This is a genomic window from Helicobacter sp. NHP22-001 (genome assembly GCF_030270165.1).
GTDB lineage: Bacteria > Campylobacterota > Campylobacteria > Campylobacterales > Helicobacteraceae > Helicobacter > Helicobacter gastrofelis.
Window position 1 is genome coordinate 86921 of sequence record NZ_BSWS01000004.1, and the last position, 18146, is coordinate 105066.

Annotated in this window: 15 protein-coding genes; 7 read left to right on the forward strand and 8 right to left on the reverse strand. The window is 46.4% G+C overall.

The genetic code is table 11. From position 1 onward, the window contains the following. Window positions 1–6: 6 nt before the first annotated feature. Window positions 7–876 carry an HNH endonuclease family protein gene (locus tag QSJ47_RS04800; protein WP_285602602.1) on the forward strand — a complete coding sequence of 290 codons (870 nt, stop codon included), beginning with the start codon at window positions 7–9 and terminating at the stop codon, window positions 874–876. A 68-nt stretch (window positions 877–944) separates the two neighbouring features. Here the strand turns inward: QSJ47_RS04800 and QSJ47_RS04805 are convergent, their stop codons facing one another. The 6 genes from QSJ47_RS04805 to QSJ47_RS04830 form a co-directional block, all read right to left on the reverse strand. Then, window positions 945–1400: a peroxiredoxin gene (locus QSJ47_RS04805; protein ID WP_285602603.1), complete on the reverse strand. Its 456-nt coding sequence runs from the start codon at window positions 1398–1400 to the stop codon at window positions 945–947. Window positions 1401–1409: 9 nt separating this feature from the next. Next, window positions 1410–2051: a LutC/YkgG family protein gene (locus QSJ47_RS04810; RefSeq protein ID WP_285602604.1), complete on the reverse strand. Its 642-nt coding sequence runs from the start codon at window positions 2049–2051 to the stop codon at window positions 1410–1412. Beyond that, window positions 2044–3489 (reverse strand): LutB/LldF family L-lactate oxidation iron-sulfur protein, encoded by a 1446-nt coding sequence (locus QSJ47_RS04815; protein ID WP_285602605.1) that lies wholly within the window; start codon window positions 3487–3489, stop codon window positions 2044–2046. The genes QSJ47_RS04810 and QSJ47_RS04815 overlap by 8 nt, the downstream gene beginning before the upstream one ends. A gap of 1 nt (window position 3490) precedes the next feature. Continuing rightward, complete coding sequence (locus tag QSJ47_RS04820) at window positions 3491–4222, reverse strand: (Fe-S)-binding protein (protein WP_053830054.1); 732 nt, start codon at window positions 4220–4222, stop codon at window positions 3491–3493. Between the two features lie 86 nt (window positions 4223–4308). Continuing rightward, window positions 4309–5418 (reverse strand): DNA type IV secretion system protein ComB10, encoded by a 1110-nt coding sequence (locus QSJ47_RS04825; RefSeq protein WP_285602606.1) that lies wholly within the window; start codon window positions 5416–5418, stop codon window positions 4309–4311. Continuing rightward, window positions 5415–6338: a TrbG/VirB9 family P-type conjugative transfer protein gene (locus QSJ47_RS04830; protein ID WP_502875119.1), complete on the reverse strand. Its 924-nt coding sequence runs from the start codon at window positions 6336–6338 to the stop codon at window positions 5415–5417. The genes QSJ47_RS04825 and QSJ47_RS04830 overlap by 4 nt, the downstream gene beginning before the upstream one ends. Before the next feature lie 600 nt (window positions 6339–6938). Here QSJ47_RS04830 and QSJ47_RS04835 point away from each other — a divergent pair. From QSJ47_RS04835 to carB, 6 genes are all read left to right on the forward strand, one after another. Next, window positions 6939–11066 carry a restriction endonuclease subunit S gene (locus QSJ47_RS04835; protein WP_285602608.1) on the forward strand — a complete coding sequence of 1376 codons (4128 nt, stop codon included), beginning with the start codon at window positions 6939–6941 and terminating at the stop codon, window positions 11064–11066. Between the two features lie 157 nt (window positions 11067–11223). Continuing rightward, window positions 11224–11349 carry a hypothetical protein gene (locus tag QSJ47_RS04840; protein ID WP_285602609.1) on the forward strand — a complete coding sequence of 42 codons (126 nt, stop codon included), beginning with the start codon at window positions 11224–11226 and terminating at the stop codon, window positions 11347–11349. After that, the gene (locus QSJ47_RS04845) at window positions 11304–11783 is read left to right on the forward strand and encodes a restriction endonuclease subunit S (RefSeq protein WP_221272353.1); all 480 of its coding nucleotides are present in this window, start codon (window positions 11304–11306) and stop codon (window positions 11781–11783) included. The genes QSJ47_RS04840 and QSJ47_RS04845 overlap by 46 nt, the downstream gene beginning before the upstream one ends. A 73-nt stretch (window positions 11784–11856) precedes the next feature. Beyond that, on the forward strand, window positions 11857–12270 hold the full coding sequence (locus QSJ47_RS04850; protein WP_285602610.1) for a hypothetical protein: 414 nt from the start codon (window positions 11857–11859) through the stop codon (window positions 12268–12270). Between the two features lies 1 nt (window position 12271). Beyond that, a complete protein-coding gene (locus QSJ47_RS04855; protein WP_285602611.1) occupies window positions 12272–13423 on the forward strand; it encodes a BspA family leucine-rich repeat surface protein in 1152 nt (383 codons plus the stop codon). Between the two features lie 178 nt (window positions 13424–13601). Next, window positions 13602–16838 (forward strand): carbamoyl-phosphate synthase large subunit, encoded by a 3237-nt coding sequence (gene carB / locus QSJ47_RS04860; protein ID WP_502875120.1) that lies wholly within the window; start codon window positions 13602–13604, stop codon window positions 16836–16838. 106 nt (window positions 16839–16944) lie between these two features. Here carB and QSJ47_RS04865 read toward each other — a convergent pair whose 3' ends face one another. Continuing rightward, window positions 16945–17079 carry a hypothetical protein gene (locus QSJ47_RS04865; RefSeq protein WP_285602613.1) on the reverse strand — a complete coding sequence of 45 codons (135 nt, stop codon included), beginning with the start codon at window positions 17077–17079 and terminating at the stop codon, window positions 16945–16947. Between the two features lie 247 nt (window positions 17080–17326). Next, the gene (locus QSJ47_RS04870; protein ID WP_285602614.1) at window positions 17327–18109 is read right to left on the reverse strand and encodes a hypothetical protein; all 783 of its coding nucleotides are present in this window, start codon (window positions 18107–18109) and stop codon (window positions 17327–17329) included. Window positions 18110–18146 lie beyond the last annotated feature (37 nt).

An 18146-nucleotide genomic window follows, 5' to 3' on the forward strand; every position in this document is an offset into this window, starting at 1 on the left:
AATGGCATGGCAAATGCCGATGAAGATAAAATTTTAGATTATTTTAATGTGTCTCGCTCGGGGTTTGGGTTTTATTACCGCGAAAATGAGGATGATCAAAACTATAAACAGGAATTGAAGGGCATTGAAGCGGGCGAGAAAAAACTGGAGTGGATTTCTAATTACACTAAGGAACTCAAAAACGCCTTTTTTGATTTAAAAGAGTTTTACCAACAACCAAGTGTGTATAAAAATCATCTCTTGGAGTTAGGGGTTACCTTCCCCTATCCCTTTATCCTCAAAGCCTACCGACTCTTTAGAAATGAGGGGGATAAGGCGCAAAAGCTAGAACAGGTTTTTAGAGCCTTAGAAATCGTGGCTTTTAGAGATGAAGTCGTGCGGACGAGAGCCGATTTACGCTCAAAACTCAACTGGGTTTTAAAAACTTTTACGAGTGTTGCGGATTTGGTGGCGGGGATTAAAAATGTCTATGAAAACATGGGTTATTGGACAGACAATGCCATGCGCTCCGCCCTCATGCCAGATAGCTACAAACTAGGCAACATTGCCCCTTATATCTTCAAACGCTATGAAAACCATTTGCGCCAAAGGGATGTGCGTGCAAAAAACCACACCTTGCAGATCACAAAACCCGAGATCGAGCACATCGCCCCACAAACTGAAACCAACCAACACCCAGCTAGTGGTTATTGCGCCTACGATGAGGCGTTTGTTGCAGGGTGTTATCTGCATAAAATAGGCAATCTCATGCTCATCGGCGAGTCGCATAACATCTCCATAGGCAATCAACCTTTTGAAGAGAAATTAGCCAGTTATGAAGCCTCTCCCCTCTTGCAACACCAAGAAATCAAAAACTTTGCAACCAACAGCACTTAGGACAAAGAAACCATAGACAAACGCCACGAGGCGTTGCTAGAATTTATTTTCCAAACTTGGAGCTTGGCTTAAATCAACCCCAACACTTTTTGGGCATGCCCTTTGGCGTGGACATTGTAGAGAGCGTGGGCGATTTTACCCTCTTTGTCAATAACAAAGGTGGAGTGCAAGATGCCTAAGCTCACCTTGCCATAGAGATTTTTCTCCCCATAAGCCCCGTAAGCCTTTGCCACTTCTAGGTTAGGGTCGCTCAAAAGTTCAATGTTTAATTTTTCACTCTCTATAAAGTGACAATGGCTTTTAGAATCGTCCGCACTCACACCTAAAATCACCGCCCCCTTTGCCTCAAATTCAGGTTTTAAGGCGGTGAAGTCTTGCGCCTCAATGGTGCAACCCGGGGTGTTGTCCTTGGGGTAAAAGTAAAGCACCACGACTTTACCTAAAAAGTCTTGTAGGTGGATTGTTTGCCCTTTGGCATTTTTTAGAGTAAATTGGGGAGCTACGCCCCCTTTGTCTAAACGCATATTTGCCTCCTAGTATAAGATGACATGGGTTGCCATGGGTCCATGCACACCAAAGACGGTTTGTAGTTCAATGTCCGCCGTGCGGCTAGGTCCGCCCACAAAAAGCATATTGGTAGGCAAACGCCCCTCCCCGGCATTTTTAAGAGCCTCGAGCCCTTGGGCTAAATTCTGCACGATTTTAGATTTGTCTAGCAAAATCACGCATTTAAGGGTGATGAGAGAAGTTAGGCGGGGAGCAAATTTTGAAGATGCGATGCCGACAATGCCTAAGTTTGCCACCCCACAAGTCGCCTCTAAAATGGCGGTGTCGATGTTGAAAATCTCTTGTTTGAAGTCCTCCACAGGCTTATCGTAGGGGATTTTGGTGTAGAGATTTTGGGGGTCTAGCTCCTCTAAGGAGCAGGGTAAATTCGTGGCACACAAGAGTTTTTGGGTTTCAAAGCCCTTTAATGCCTCTTGGATGGCTGTGGCTAAGTCCTCTTTGGCACACTCGGTGAGTTGGGAGCGGTTGAGCTCTTGTAGGTGCTTGTACTGCTCGATTAAGTCCGCCTTAGCGTCTGTAATCATGTTTTGGTAAGGCAGATTTTCATGGGCTATTGGGTGCCGTTTTAAGGCGTTTTGAATCCGCTCAATCACCACTTGCTTACTCATAAATCACCCCCGGTAAATTTTTAATTTTAGCGTGCAAATTGCCCTGCACTTTAGGCATTTCTCTATATCTTAGCCACTTTTGCAACACGGGCGTGTAATGCCCGAAAAGCTTGCCAAGGGGGGCAAAAGTCCCACTCAGTGCCATAACAGCCCGCCATAGCGTGCCATTGCTGGCGATTTTGGCAAAGGCTTTCATGCCTAGCTCTTCTAATTTGCTGTGCTTGGTGTCCTTGTAGCCTCTCACCACCCCTCGCCCCTCGTGGGTTTTCTCCGCCCTTAAGTCCCTGATGAGCTCAGGCAAGGGGATTTTCACGGGGCAAACCTCGCCACAGCGCCCACAAAGGCTACATAAATTGGCGATGTGGGCGTAATTGTCTAGCCCAAACAGCTGGGGGGTGATGACAACGCCGATAGGCCCGGGGTAGGTCGCCAAGTAGGCGTGTCCGCCAATTTTGTCATACACGGGGCAGTGGTTTAGACAAGTCCCACAGCGGATACAGCTTAGGGCTCTGTAGTATTTTTCGTCTGCTAAAATGTTACTGCGGTTGTGATCTAATAAAATGATGTGTGCCTCTTTAGGCCCGTCTAGCTCGCCCTCTTGGCGCGGACCCGTGATGATGTTTTGATAGCAGGTGATTTGCACGCCCACGGCACTAGGGCAAAGCAGATTGTTTAAAATGGATGCGTCTTCAAAGCTTTCAACCATTTTTTCAATCCCACAAATGGCGACATGGATGTCGCAAGCAGTGGTCGTCATACGCCCATTGCCCTCATTCTCCACAAGCCAAATCGCCCCCTCATTGGCAATGGCAAAATTCACCCCAGAAATCCCCATTTTAAAGCCCTCAAACTCGCCTCGCATGTGTTTTCTCGCAATGCCATTTAATTTTTCAGGCTCGCTTTCAAGGGGGGCACCTAGCTTTTCTTGAAAAATCTTACCCACTTGGTGGCGGTTTTTGTGGATGGCGGGCACCACAATATGCACGGGGTGTTCGTCAATGAGCTGGATGATGAGCTCGCCCAAATCCGTTTCTTTGGCGACAATCCCCTTTTCTTTCATGTATTGGTTCAGCCCGATTTCCTCGCTTGCCATAGATTTGCCCTTTAAAATCCGCTCCACGCCCCGCTCTTTGGCTAGGTTGTAGATGATTTCATTGGCGTCTCTTGCTGTGCTAGCGTAATGCACCACAAAGCCGTTTTTCGTGGCGTTTTCTTCGAATTGTTGCACGAAGCTATCTAGGTTGGATAGGACTTTTAATTTGGCGTTTTGCCCCATAGTGCGTAATTGCTCCCACTCGGGGTAACGCTCTTTTAATAAGTCTTTGCGTTTATGGATGAGCGTATCCATAGCGGAGCGTAAATTTGTGCGTAGCTGGGCATCGTTTAGCTTTTCGCCGATGACTTGTTCGTAATCGTGGTCGGTGTGTGTGTGTGTCATGTTAAGCTCCTAAGCCCACTCTTTGGGCTAAAAAGTCGTAAAAGTGCATAGATTTGGTCTTGCTTCTCATCTTCGCCATTGCCCCGCTGATGTTTAACAAACAGCCCGCATCGGCGGAGAGGATATACTCCACTTGGCGGCTCTCGATGTCGTGGATTTTCTCTTGCACCATAGCGTTAGAAATCTCGGGCTCTTTCACCGCAAAAGTCCCCCCAAACCCGCAACACTCCTCCTCTCTTTGCAAGGGCACTAGCTCTACATTAGAGAGTTGAGAAATGATTTTTTTCGCACTTTCAATCACCTTAGACACCCGCAAGGCGTGGCAATTAGAGTGCCAAGTAACCTTAATGGGGGCACCTAGGTCGGTGTAATGCACCTCTAGTTTTTTATCCAAAAACTCGGCAAGCTCATACACTCTAAGAGAGAAGTTTTTCACTTCATCGTATTCCTTGTGTCCCTCAAAGAGTTCTAAATAATCATGCGCCATCATGCCCACACAAGAGCCGCTAGGCACAATCACAGGGTAGTCCTCTTTAAACAAGCGGACATTGTGGAGCACAATCTGGCGGGTTTGATCGTAGTAGCCGGAGTTGTAGCTGGGCTGTCCGCAACAGGTTTGGTCTTTTTTAAAAACCACCTCCACCCCCTCTCTTTGCAAAAGTTTAATGCAATTTAATGCCGTTTGGCTAAACACCGCCCCCCCCAAACAAGTGGCAAAAAAATAGACTTTCATAGGTATCCTTACAAGCTCAAATTAAAAGCCGTATTATACAAAATTCCCACAAATATACCGACAATAATAAAGCTAAAAACGCTTGTTTAAGGCGGGCTGTGTTTAAAAAACTTAGCCACCACCTCCCCCTCTCTTGGCGTGGGGAAGAATATGTCTAAATTGGGCGAGATAAACACCCGTGAACCCTCCCTAACGATGATAATAGGCTTTAAGTTGCTCTTATCTTTAAGGATTTGGGCAATGATTTGGTTTAAGCCTAAACCCGTTTGGCGTGTGAGTTGCATGAGTAAAAAATCGCCAAAGAGATTATTTTTACCCGTTTTGTTGGCAAGGGCAGAAGTTAAAGCGATTAAAAGCCCATTAGAGAGCGTAGAAACAAGTAAGGGCATGCCATAGCGTTGGAAGTTGTGTGTGATCATTTGCCCCACAAGCCCGCTATAACCCTTAATGTCCGCCCCTTTGGCGTTGGTGAGCGTGATATTGACCCCTTGTGGGGTGATGATGCGGCTCCACACGATGTCTAGGCGGTATTCGCCGATTTTATTGTTATTGCTGTAATAGCCGATGACTTTTGAGCCTTTGGGGATCAAAACCGCCCGCCCCATGTTAGCAAAAATGTCGCTCTCCACTTGTGCCACGACTTTACCCGCCAGTTGGGAGCTAATGGGTGTAACTAAAAACGCCGGGATCATTTTATCGGCAGTGATGGTGCGTAATAAGCGGTTTTCATGTGTAGCGGTGTCGTGGGTTTTTAAATTTTCAAAGTGGCTTGCCCCGTAATCGATCTCTTGCTCTTGGGGCTCTTCAAAGCCTTGAATACGCTCACTTAAAGCGTCTTTGGCGTCTAGCTCCTCTTGGGTGGGCTCTTGCTCTTGTGGGGGCTGGGTTTCTTGTGGGGGTTCTTGCACCTGTGGCTGGGGTGGTGGGGCTTTTTTAGCTTCCTCTAATTGTGCCTTTAGGCTGGCGATCTCTTTGGCGTTCTCTTGTAAGAGGGCTTGCAAATGGGCGAGCGCGGGGTTCTCTTTAGGTGGGCTAACTTTTGGTGGGGTGAAGAGATAGTCGGCTAGAGGGTAGTTGGTGGATTTAAAATCCAAGACTTCGGGGACTTTTTTGGGCTTGTTTAGCATTAAGGAAGTGATAAAAATACCAACCATAGCACCCCCAAAGAGTAGGGCTTTTTTAACAAAGGGCTTCATGGGACTTTGCTGACTCTACGCACACAAGCGTGCACCTTGCCCTCCCTTAAAGTCCATTTGGCGGAGATGTCCTCAGCGATTAAATAATCTCCCACAATGCGGGTGTTGATCGGGTTATCATAGCCATCCACGACTTTATAGGCTACGGGGAATTTCACGCTGGAGCGGTGGCTGTCAAACTTAAAGTAAGTGAAATGCTTGTCGTTAAAAATGTCAAGGGGTTTAATGGGGGCTTTAAAGGCGATCTTACACAGCCACAGACAAAACCACGCCCGTCTCTTGCCCCCAAGCACCTTATAGCCCCTCTCAATTTGGCTTTTATCCACTAAAAGCACATTGCCCCCCGTGCCGATCTTTAAAAATTGCGTGGGGGTTGTAGAGATTTGGGATTTGTTTTCAAGCGTGGCTAGGGGTTGGTTTAGGGCTTGTTTGTCAGTAAAGAAGTGCTTGTTAGACACATAGACATTTAAAATAGGGTTTTTAGGGCTGGTAAAAGTCGTGGAGAAAATATAAAAGGCATAAATTTTACCGCTTGTGCCGATGACATTTAAATTCGAGTCGATGCCCACTTCTAGGGGCTTGATTAAAAGCACATTGCGCCCTAGGGTTTTGGTGCTAAAACCGATGTCATCGCCTAGCACCACCTCAGCAATCGGCTCGCTAAAAATGAGGGTCGTAACCATGGCGTAGCGTAGGCGCAGTTTTGGCATTTGCCCGAGTTTGTAGTCAATAAACAAAGTGTTGTCCAAGGCGTTGCGCTCTTTGTTGAAAAAGCTGTTTTGGATGGCGTGTAGGTCTTGGATAGTGTGCTCTTGGGGGGTGTCCTCTTGCGTGGCTAGCTCGTCCACCTCCTTGGCTCCCAAAGCGCACACAAGAAAAAGCAAAATGAAAAGCCTAAAAGCCCACATAGAGGGCATTATAGCAGAGTTTAGATCCAAGAGCGCACCAAAGATAGGACACTTCACATGTAACGAATATAAGGGATGTGTTTACAACGCTACACACCTTAATCACAAGATTTCTAAAAGGTTACAAAAATTTTAACAAATCGTTGGATGGCTGGGATGTCTCCAGTGTGGAGACTATGAGATAATTGTAAAAACTCCAACCAACCCCTGGATGATTAGGATGTTTGATAGCTGTAAGCGTCTTTAACCAACCTTTGGATGATTAGGACACTTCCAATGTTATAAATATGCCGCAGATGTTTAGCGGTTAGAGCCGTTTTAACTAAAATACCGATTGCTGGAAAATCTCTAAGGTTAGAGAGGCACATTCCATGTTCTCTGTTATGATAGCCCAGCCAAACGACCCCGCTTGTATCCAAACTAAAACTTAAAGGGCTTGGGTGGTGTTGACATGCTCCCCACAACTAAAGTTAGGGGACTCTAAGTGGAGATCGCGGCTTCAAATAGGACAGCGTCCGCCTAGCTAGACTTTAGGCTTTAGGGTGGGGGTGGTAAATTTAAGCCTTTTTAGAACCTTTAAGCTACAATACCCTATTTAATTAAAGGGACTTGGTGATCACAGAACATAACTTAAAAGACATCTTAAAGACTCTAGGCTTTAAAACACCCGAGGGCGAAGTCTTTGAATGCAATTACCCCAATAACGCCCAAATTTGCGTAGATTTCAAACACAAAAAAATTACCTACGCCCCACAGGATGAAAGCTTTAAAGAGGGCGACTACCCTAGCAATGATGATCCTAGCACGGGCTTTATTATCCATCGCAACACCACCACCAATTTTAACTCCAATGAAAATTTTGTCTGCTTAGTGGCGGTGCATAAACTCTTAGAAAAAGGCTACGCCCCCGAGCATATCATTTTAGAACCCACTTTTAAGGTGGGGCATGGGCAAAAAGCCTATGGGGATATTTTAGTCTTGGATCAAGAGTTTAAACCCCTCGTGCTGATTGAAAATAAAACCTACGGGGAGGAGTTTAACAAAGAGTGGGACAACATGCAAAAAAACGGGGGGCAACTTTTCAGCTACTACGCCGTGCATAAAGTCCCCTATCTGTGCTTGCTCGCCTTTGTGGATGCCAACGAGCATGCCATGTATCTCATTTGCACCAAGGATAACCAAGAGCACCTCAAGAGACGCAACGAAGATCGCAAAGAGAGTGAGAAACTGCGCGGTTTTGACGACCCCGCCAATGGCAACGCCAAGGATTATTTTGAGGTGTGGAGCCAGACCTATTCGAGTGCCTATGTGGAAAACGGGATTTTTGAACCAGATATCCAAGCCTACCAGATCGGCAAGGAAAAATACAGCCTCAAGGATTTAAAAGCGGTTTCTATCAACCAAATCAACCGCATTTACCACGAATTTGCCACGATTTTACGCCACCACTCCATTGGCAACTACGAAAACAGCTTTTATGTTTTGGTGGATTTATTCTTGTGTAAGGTGGTGGATGAGATTCAAAATGAAGAGGATTTGCAATTTATGTACAAAGGGGCACAAGCAGACAACCCCATCGCCTATTGCGACCGCCTCTTAGACCTCTATGCAAGGGGAGTTGAAAACCTTTTTAATAAAAAAGTGGTGAATGTTAAAAAAGACGAAATTGCTAAACTTTTCGATAAAGCCAAGCGTTACACGGGCAAATTTAAAAAAGACCTCGATGCCCTCTTTGACAAACAAAAATACTTTAATATCAAAAAATTTAATTTTGTGGAAGTGGAGAATGAAGAGGAATTTTATTTAAATTTTAAAGTCTTGGTGCAGGTGGTGGGGCTCATCCAATCCCTGCACCTCATGGAAAGCCAGACCAACCAATTTTTAGGCGACCTTTTTGAAGGCTTTTTAAACCGCCACATCCACCAAACCGAAGGGCGTTTTTTCACTCCAACCCCCATCACCAACTTCATCATCCACTCTTTGCCCACCCTGCCCCCCACCGCTAAAATGCTCGACTTTGCCTGTGGAGCGGGGCATTTCTTAAGCGAGTTTATGGTGCAACACAAGGACGCTAAAGTCTATGGTATTGAGAAAAACAAAGACCTCTCCAAAGTCTCTAAACTGGCTTGTATTTTTAACAGCAAAACCCACGATAACCGCCAATCCACCATCATTTTTCAAGACGCGCTTGACAAAATCACCCCCACCCACAAGGACGACTTTGCCCTAGAAAGCTTTGATTTGATCCTTAGCAACCCGCCCTACTCTGTCAGTGGCTTTTTAAGCACCCTAGATGCCAGCGTCATCAAAGACTTTAAAGTGTCTAGCTGTGTGGAGAGCAAGAGCTATAAAAACAACGATAACATCGAATGTTTCTTTATTGAGCGGGCGGGGCACTTTTTAAAAGAGGGCGGGCTGTTTGCCCTCATCTTGCCCGTAAGCATTTTAGACACCACTAGCGAAAAGCTTTTTATAGAAACCCGCGCCCTCTTGCTCGAGCATTTTAAAATCCTTAGCATTGTAAGGCTCAATTCGCGTACCTTTGGCAGCACGGGCACGGAAACCATCATCCTCTACGCCCAAAAGGTCAAAAAATTCCACAACGACCTCATCAACGCCCTAGTGGAGGGCATTAGACTAGATGATGACTTCAAGCAACACACCTTTTTACAAGAGTATTGCGCCTTTAGGGGTTACCCTTTAGAGGATTTTAAAGTCTTCTTAAAAGAGCAGAGTCTAAGCCCAGAGCTTAAGACAAGCTTTAAAGAGTATTTAGACGACTTGAATGCCGACAAACCCAAAATCTTTAAAAAACCCCTCCCCCAAGAGAGCCTAAAACAAGAGTGGTTCAAGCTCTCACCCTTTTTTAACACAGACCTTAAACAAGCCCATAAGACTAAGCAAAGTGCCTATTTTAAAAGCCAAGACTACCAAGAGAGGCTACAAGCATGGCAAGAGCAAGAGGCGTTTAAACAAATCCACGCCCTAGAGCTAGAGAAAATGCGCCTCTTTGCCAGCGTGCAGGGTGAGGAGGTGTTGGTGTTAAAAAGCCCACAACAAGACAAGGACAAAGACAAAGATAAAAAGGAGAAAAAGGACAAGAGAATGAAGGCGTTTTTGGGCTACAGCTGGAGCAAGCGCAAGGGCGATGAGGGCATTAAATACAACGCCTCAAATAACCCCAACAATAAAGACAATGCCAACAAAGATCCCTTAGAAAAGCTCCAATCGGCTAAAGACATCCAAACCCCCCTATATAACCCCAAAGACGCAGACGACCCCACCAAACTCGCCCACGCACTTAAAAGTTTTATGGGCTCTATCTTAGCAAACACTCCTATTCTAGATTTATCGCGTGATTTAGACAAAGATTTATCGGGCTATTTAGAAAAATACCCCGCAGGGTATCAACTTTTTAGCACCCCTTTAAGAGAGATGTTAGACTTTTCTAAAGCCACTTTAGACAAAGTGATTAATTTAAACCCAAAACGAGAAGCGGTTACCCTCTTTATGGGCAGGTGGGAGGAGGCAATTAATCCCTTTGAGGGGGGCAAGTGGGAGCTAGTGCCGTTGGGGGAACTCTTAACGAGCGTTGGCAAGGGCAAACGCCCCGCATCTTTTGAAAATGCCAATGGGGCTTTTGACTTTTACAAGTCGTCCCTAGAAGTGTCTAAATGCGAGAGCTACGATTTTGACATGGAGGCGTTAATCATCGGGGACGGGGGGAGTGCCAATATCCACTACACTAAGGGCAAGTTTGCCAGCTCAGACCACACTTATATTTTTGGAGGGGGTCGCCCCGATTTGCACTTAAAATACGCCTATCTTGTGTTGCGCCACCATTTGGAACTTTTAGAGGCGGGGTTTAAGGGGGTGAGTGGTAGGAAAAACATCAGTAAAACATTCATGATGGGGATTAAAATCCCCCTGCCCCCCCTAGAAGTGCAAGAGCACATCATCGCCGAGTGTGCTAAAATCGAAAAACGCTACCAAGAGGTGCGTATGGGTATCGAGCAATATAAAGCCTTGATTCAAGCGGTGCTAGAGGCTTGCGGGGTGTGCGGTGCGAAAAATGGGGGGGGGGGGGGGGTAGAAAGTGCCCTTAAAATCCTAGAGACCCTAGCCACCCTGAGCCTTGAGCCCGTGCCCACAGACCCCAAGCTAGAGGAGCTCAAAAACTTAGTGCAAACCCTACCTAGCCTCCCAGCTAGGGGGTGGGACTTAGTGAAATTGGGGGAGGTGTGTAGCCTAGAATATGGAAAAGCCCTACAAGAAAACAAGAGAAAAGAGGGCGCATACCCCGTAATGGGCTCAAATGGGATTGTAGGCTACCACAATGCCTACCTTGTCAAAGCCCCTTGTATCATCGTGGGACGCAAAGGTTCAGCAGGCAAGGTAACCTATAGCGAAAAAGATTGTTACCCTATTGACACAACCTTTTATGTGGAAACAAAGCTGCCCTACAACATCAAACTACTTTACTTCGTGTTGCAAGGTTTAGAGCTAGAAAAGTCAAAGATAGGCATAGGCGTGCCCGGGATTAACCGCAGCGACATTTATAGCCTTAAAATCCCCTTCCCACCCCTAGAGGCACAAGAGCAAATTATAAGCGTATTGACCCAAATCGAGCAAGAAATCGCCTGCCTAGACCAAGAGATCGCCGCGCTTGAGGGGCAAGAGCAAGAAATCTTAAAAGAGTTTTTAGGCAAAGAGAGAGAGAGAGAGATCGCAAAAACTTAAGCCAATCTTAGACAAACTAAAGCGCGCCAAAACCCTCAAAGAGTCTTGCCTTGCCCTCCTCACCCACGCCTTAGAAAAAGTAGGGCTTAAGCCCGCTCTAGCCACGCTTTTACAATCTCTTACTAAACCCCATGCTAGTGGGTGGGATTTTGTCAAATTGGGGGCGCATTGTCTCATCAACCAACACAGCCACAACCCAAGCCAAGAGAGCCAAGAATACCGCTACATCGATATTGATTGCGTGGAAAAAGGCACGGGCAAAATCCATCTAAACCCCCCATAGCGGGCAACCAACTCCCCACAAGAGCGCGCCGTCTAGCCCCTAGTGATAGCGTGGTTATATCCAGCGTGCGCCCCTATCTTAAAGGTTTTGCCTACATTGAGGAGAGCATGCCAAACACCCTATTTTCTACGGGCTTTGCCATTTTGCAGGGCAAAGAGGGCCTAAACTCTAAATTTCTCTACCTTTTGTTTATGTTCTCAGCGGATTTAATGCGCCAAATGGAGGAGCGCATGCCTAAAGCCTCTTACCCAAGCCTCAATACAGAGGACTTTAAAGAATTTAAAATCCCCCTCCCACCCCTAGAAGTGCAAGAGCAAATCACCCACACCACTGCCCACATCGAACAAGAACGCACCGCCCTAGAAAATACTATAAAGTCTTTAGAGGGACAACAAGAAGTCATCCTAAAAAAATATCTGAACCGAAACATATAGCTATGGCTACAAAGACCCAAGCAACCCCCAACTTCTGCTATAATCCCCCCATTATTTGACATAGGAGGTAACCATGCGACAAGCATTAGAAAAGTTAGAGCAAGAGATCAAAGCAGTTAAAAGGGCGGGGCGGTTGGCTAGGGGGGTGTTTGAGGAGGGCTCAAGCGTCAAAGAGGAGGCACAAGAGTTGCACGCTAAATTCAGTGCGTTAGTAGAAGCCTTGAGCCATTTAAGCCAAGCCCTAGACACGCATTACGCCAGCCTAGAGGACGATGCCCAGTTAGAGCAGGCTTTAATCAGCTTAAAACGCATTAAATCTAAAACTACCACACCCCTAGCCAGCTTAGAGCAAGCCAGCGGTGCTAAAGAAGTGTTAGACTCTCTAGCTAGCTTAGAGCAAAGCGTGTTGGATTTAGAGGGGGTGCTAGCTAGTCTAAAAAGAACACCCCGCCTTAAATACTCCAGCCACCCCCAAAGCCACGCCTAAAGTGGCTAAAAAATATTGTCCTCAGAGCAAAGAGGAGCTGAAAAAATTAGTCGCCGATGAGAGCGTGCATTTAGGGGAGATTGATATTAGTCAGATTACGGATTTAAGTTTTGTGTTTTCTAATGGGGATACGGAATATGAAGATGATGAAACCGAATCCTTTGCACGCCGAGATTTTAAGGGACTGGAAGAGTGGGATGTATCGCATGTAACTAATATGGAGGACATGTTCTACAAAGCCACCCACTTCAACCATGATATTTCTAGCTGGAATGTGTCTAATGTCAAAAACATGCAGGCTATGTTTAGGGCATGTAAAAACTTTAACCAGCCCTTGAATAGTTGGTATGTGTCTAGGGTAGAAAATATGAAGTGTTTGTTTGTGTGGTGTGAAAATTTTAACCAACCCCTAGAAAATTGGAATGTATCTCGAGTTGTGAATATGTGGGCTACATTTTCTGGTTGCACTAGCTTTAATCAGCCTTTAAATAACTGGGATGTGTCTAGAGTAGAAAATATGACAGCCTTGTTTGCTAATTGCAAGAGTTTTAACCAGCCTTTGAATCGTTGGGATGTGTCTGGGGCTGTGCGTATGAATCTAATGTTTTCTGGCTGTGAGAATTTTAACCAACCCCTAGAAAATTGGGATGTGTCTAGGGTTACAGACATGGGAAGCATGTTTGGGAGTTGCAAGAATTTTAATCAGCCTTTAAATAACTGGGATGTGTCTAGTGTGGAAGACATGGAGGGTATGTTTAGGGGGTGTAAGAATTTCAATCAGTCTTTAGATGATTGGGATGTTACTGGCGTTAAAAACATGGCAGCGATGTTTGCTGGATGTGAAAATTTTAACCAACCATTAAACGATTGGAATGTGTCTAGTGTGAAAAACATGGAAAGCATGTTTCAGAATTGCTACACCTTCAACCAACCTCTAGATGATTGGGATGTGTCTAGAGTAGAGAACATGAAAGGGATGTTTTTTTATTGCGAGAACTTTAACCAGCCTTTAAGTGATTGGGACACTTCTAGCATTACAAGCATGTATAGCGTGTTTTGTGATTGCACTAATTTTAACCAACCCTTAGAGAACTGGGATACTTCTAATGTAGCGGGGATGAGCTATATGTTCCAAAATTGCATAAAGTTTTAACCAAAACCTGGACCGCTGGAAAGTCTCTAAGGTCGGAAATGTCGGAAACGCAACCCTTATGTTCTCCGGCTGTGATAGCCTAGCTAGACGCCCCCGCTGGTATCCAGACTAAACTAGCCCACTCAAGCCCTTACATTTTAGCTTTGTCTTGGGGGCTATGCCCCCAACTTTTGCTATAATCCCCCTTATGCAAAACTTTAAGAAGATTCTACTCATTGGATCGGGTCCCATTGTCATAGGGCAGGCGTGCGAATTTGACTACTCTTCTAGCATTGCCCTTAAAACGCTTAAAAATTTGGGCTATGAGGTGGTGTTGTTAAACTCAAATCCCATCACCATCAACACAGACAAAGCCCTAGCCTATAAAACCTACATTGAGCCTATCAACACGCACAATGTGCTTAAAATCGTCCAGCAGGAGGGCATCGAGGCGATTTTACCCACAATGGGGGGGCAGACGGCTCTTAATATCATGGTGGAGTTGCACCAACAAGGGCATTTTGAGGGGGCGCTAAAGCATGTTAAACTCTTAGGGGCAAAGATTGAGAGCATTTTAAAGGCGGAAGATAGGCGTGCGTTTAAAGAGTGTATGCTTGGTATCGGGCTAGATTTACCCAAGGGGGGGTATGCCTACAGCGAGGAGGAGGCCTTAAGTGTGGTTAAAGAGGTGGGCTTTCCTTGCATCATCCGCTCTAGTTTCACGCTAGGCGGGGAGGGCAGCTCCGTTGCCTTCAACATTGAGGAGTTTAGGGACTTAGCCAAATTCGCCCTAGAGGCATCGCCCATCAATGAAATCTTGATTGAAGAGAGTTTATTAGGCTGTAAAGAGTTTGAAATGGAGGTGGTGCGCGATTGCAAGGATAATTGCGTGATCGTGTGCTGTATTGAAAATGTCGATCCGATGGGGATACACACAGGCGATAGCATCACCATCGCCCCCGCTTTGACCTTGACAGATAAAGAATACCAACGCATGCGCGATGCCAGCTTTGCGGTTTTACGGGCGGTGGGCGTGGATACGGGGGGGGCGAATGTGCAATTTGCCATCAAAGATCGGCGTTTATTGGTGATTGAAATGAACCCAAGAGTGAGCCGCAGCTCAGCCCTAGCCAGCAAGGCAACCCTATTTCCCATCGCCAAAGTCGCCACGCTCTTAGCACTAGGGCACACCCTAGAGGAGATACAAAACGACATCACCCAAAGCACGACCTGTTTTGAGCCGACTTTAGATTACATCATCACCAAAATCCCGCATTTTGACTTTGAGAAATTCCCCCAAGTGGATACGACTTTAGGCACTTCTATGAAAAGCATCGGCGAGGTCATGGGCATCGGGGGGAGCTTTAAAGAAAGCCTAATGAAAGCCCTAGAGAGCGATTACCGCCTTAAAAACCTACGCCCCTTCTTAGAAAGCCCCCTAGATTTGGCGTTTTTAAAAAAGGAGCTACGCCGCCCTAACCCTAACAGGATTTTATACGCCATGCACGCCTTCGCCCAAAACTTAAGCGTAGATGAGGTGTATGCTCTAAGTTACCTTGACCCCTATTTTTTAAACGAGATACAAGAAATCGTGCAAGCCCTATTAGAGCTCAAAGAAGCGGATAAACAAGCCCTACTTAGCGACAAAAACGCCCTATTTAGGCTTAAAAGCATGGGCTTAAGCGATTCACTCATTGCCCGCTTTTTAGGGGCAAGCGAGCTAGAGATAAGAGAGGCTAGGGAGGTGCTAGACTTGCACCCTAAAATGTACCAAGTGGATTTGAGCGCAAACGAGTTTAAAAGCCCCACGCCCTACCTATACAGCACCTACGCCCCCGCCTTTCCTAGCCACCACAACCCCCCCAAATCCACCCGCCAAAAGGTGATTTTAATTGGCTCAAGTGCGAATAAAATCGGGGTGGGCATGGAGTTTGACTACGCCTTGACGCATGCCAGCCTTGCGCTTAAGAAAATGGGGCTAAGCCCTATCATCATCAACAACAACCCCGAGACGATCAGCACCGACCACGACACCAGCGACACGCTCTATTTTGAGCCCATCACTTTAGAGCATGTCCTAGAGATTGTGGCAAGAGAGAAGACGCATTTAATGGGCGTGGTGGTGGGCTTTGGGGGGCAAACTCCGCTTAAAATTGCCAAAGATTTAGAAGCCTTGCATATCCCCCTACTTGGCACCGCCTTTAAAAATATCGAAATTGCCGAAGAGCGGGATTTATGCCACAAGCTTTTAGACCGCCTAAACATTGCCTACCCTAAAGGGCTATGCGCCAACTCAAAAGAGCAAGCCCTAGAGTGTTTAGACCAGCTAGAGTTGCCCCTCATCTTGCGTCCGAGTTTCGTGCTAGGGGGGGCAAAAATGCGGATTTTACGCACCAAAGAGGAGTGTTTAGACTACATAGAAAACTACAACTTTGAAACCAGCCTACTCATGGACACCTTCCTAGAAGATGCCCTAGAGCTTGATGTGGATGCGATTTGCGACCAACAAAGCGTCTTTGTGTGTAGCGTGCTAGAGCACATTGAGCCCGCCGGTATCCACTCGGGCGATAGCACCTGCTTTATCCCCCCAAGCCTAAGCCCGCAAGTTTTAGACGAAGTCTATGCCCAAACGCAAAAAATCGCTTTGGGCTTGCAAGTATTGGGGCTCGTGAATATCCAATTTGCCTACAAGAATAACCAACTCTTTGTGCTAGAGATCAACCCCCGCTGTTCGCGCACCGTGCCCTTTGTCTCTAAGGCACTTGGGTTAGACATTGCGGCGATGGCGATCGGGGTGATGGTGGGGCAGAAATTAGAGGAGATGAAGGGGCTAGAAAATAAAGGCGGGGGGTTATTTTTAGCCAAGCCTTTAAATTATGTCTTTGTCAAAGAGAGTGTGTTTCCCTTTAATAAACTCTACGGGGCGGATTTGGTGCTAGGACCTGAAATGAAAAGCACGGGCGAGGTGGCGGGCGTGGGCTACACTTTAGCTGAAGCCTTTTATAAGTCCCAACTTGCCTGCAACAACCCCATCAAGCACAGCGGGCATGTCTTTGTGTCGCTCAAAGATGCCGACAAGCAAAGGGCGATGCCTTTAATGCGTGCGTTTGCCAGCCTAGGCTTTAAGCTTTACGCCACCACCGGCACGCACAAGGCACTGCAAGCTGAGGGGCTAGAAAGCGTGCAGGTGCTGAAAATCTCTGAAGGCCGCCCCAATATCTCGGATTTTATGCTCAATCACGAGATCGACATGGCGATCAACACCAGCGACCGGGTGAGCGAAGACTCTAAAATCATCCGCATGCAAGTGCTGAAAAACAAAATCTCTTATTTCACCACACTAAAAGCTGTCGAAAAGGTGCTTTTAAGCCTGCTTGAGTACTCCAAATTCAAGCACAACCCCCCCGTGAGTTTGCAAGAGTTGCAAAAAGCTTAAGCTTAAAAGCCGGGCTTTGGGTGAGAATAAATTTTTATGCCAAAAGGGTTTAGGATTCTTTGGATTAGTCGTTTTTGTGTTTCCTAAGATATTCAATCACCTTTTTTTAAAAACTAAGGCTTCTTTGCCGTTTGTCATGCCGCCTAGCCCCACGGCGTAATGCCAAAAACCCGATTTCTTGGAAGTAAAAGGCGTGTTTAAAGCTAGTGAGGCTCTTGTTGCCGTTTTTGATTTTTTGCACACCACCCAACAGCCAACCACCCTTGCGGCCAAAAGGTTACAAAGGCACTTTATTGGCTTTGAAAAAAGTATTACCAAATCACCACAGAGAAGCTAGGGGCTGAAAACTTTGTTTCAAAACTAGAGGATGTTTGTGAGCTTTTATTAAAGAGATTGTTATTCAGGTTGAGGAAAACACCTTGAGGCAGTGCCTTTTGCGGCTCGAAAAAATACTTGCTAAGTGATTGAAGGGCGTGGCTACCCCTACTTTAGTGCAATAACTCTGTTTGCACGCCATAGAGCAAGTGGTCAAATAAGTGCCGGTGCTGGGTAGAGAAGTGGTATTGCGTGTGCACGAGTTGGCGGATTTGCTCGATCACCGCGCTATCCACAAGCAACACCATTAAAGTCTTGTCGTAGTGGACGAGGGGGACTAGGGTTTTTTCTTTATAGATTTGGGGGCTGTCTATGGCTTTGTCAATGGTAAACAGCAAGACATTGCGTAGGTGCTCGGATCTTAAATGGTATGCGCTCAAAGCTTGGCTTAGGCGGTTGTAAAGGGCGAAGGTGAGTTGGCGTCTAGCGTTGAAATAGGCACTATCTCTAGCATCTTCAGGGGTTTTAGCGCTAACATCGCTCACCCCATAGCCTATCAAAAAGTGTCTGCTTATGTGTATGGTGGTGGATTTGGTTTTAAAGGCTGGGGGGGGAGGTGGTGTGTGGGTCTGGACTTGGGGGGGTGGTTGAGGTTGTGGCTGTAGATGGGCTGGGGGCTGGGGGTGTGGTTGGGGCTTGGGCTCTGGTTTTGGGGGGTTTTTGAACTTGTGGTCTAATGCGTCCATTTTGCGCTCGTTGGTGGCCACGGCGTTTTTAAGCTGCTCAATTTGTTGCTCTAGGGCGTGGTTTTCTTTGGCTTGCGCTTTGGCTTGTTTGTTGGGCTTCTCTTTTTTGTAGGGTGGGGGGGTGGTGTCGGGATCCGAGCTTTGGTACACACTACAACCCAAAAACACACCCCCGCACAACACCACCGCTAAAATCGCTCTCTTTGACAAAGTGTCCCCTTGACTTTAATAAAGAAACATTATAGCA

Coding starts and splice junctions, on each gene's coding strand:
- QSJ47_RS04800 (WP_285602602.1), top strand. CDS start 7: ATGGCAAATGCCGATGAAGATAAAATTTTAGATTATTTTAATGTGTCT.
- QSJ47_RS04805 (WP_285602603.1), bottom strand. CDS start 1,400: ATGCGTTTAGACAAAGGGGGCGTAGCTCCCCAATTTACTCTAAAAAAT.
- QSJ47_RS04810 (WP_285602604.1), bottom strand. CDS start 2,051: ATGAGTAAGCAAGTGGTGATTGAGCGGATTCAAAACGCCTTAAAACGG.
- QSJ47_RS04815 (WP_285602605.1), bottom strand. CDS start 3,489: ATGACACACACACACACCGACCACGATTACGAACAAGTCATCGGCGAA.
- QSJ47_RS04820 (WP_053830054.1), bottom strand. CDS start 4,222: ATGAAAGTCTATTTTTTTGCCACTTGTTTGGGGGGGGCGGTGTTTAGC.
- QSJ47_RS04825 (WP_285602606.1), bottom strand. CDS start 5,418: ATGAAGCCCTTTGTTAAAAAAGCCCTACTCTTTGGGGGTGCTATGGTT.
- QSJ47_RS04850 (WP_285602610.1), top strand. CDS start 11,857: ATGCGACAAGCATTAGAAAAGTTAGAGCAAGAGATCAAAGCAGTTAAA.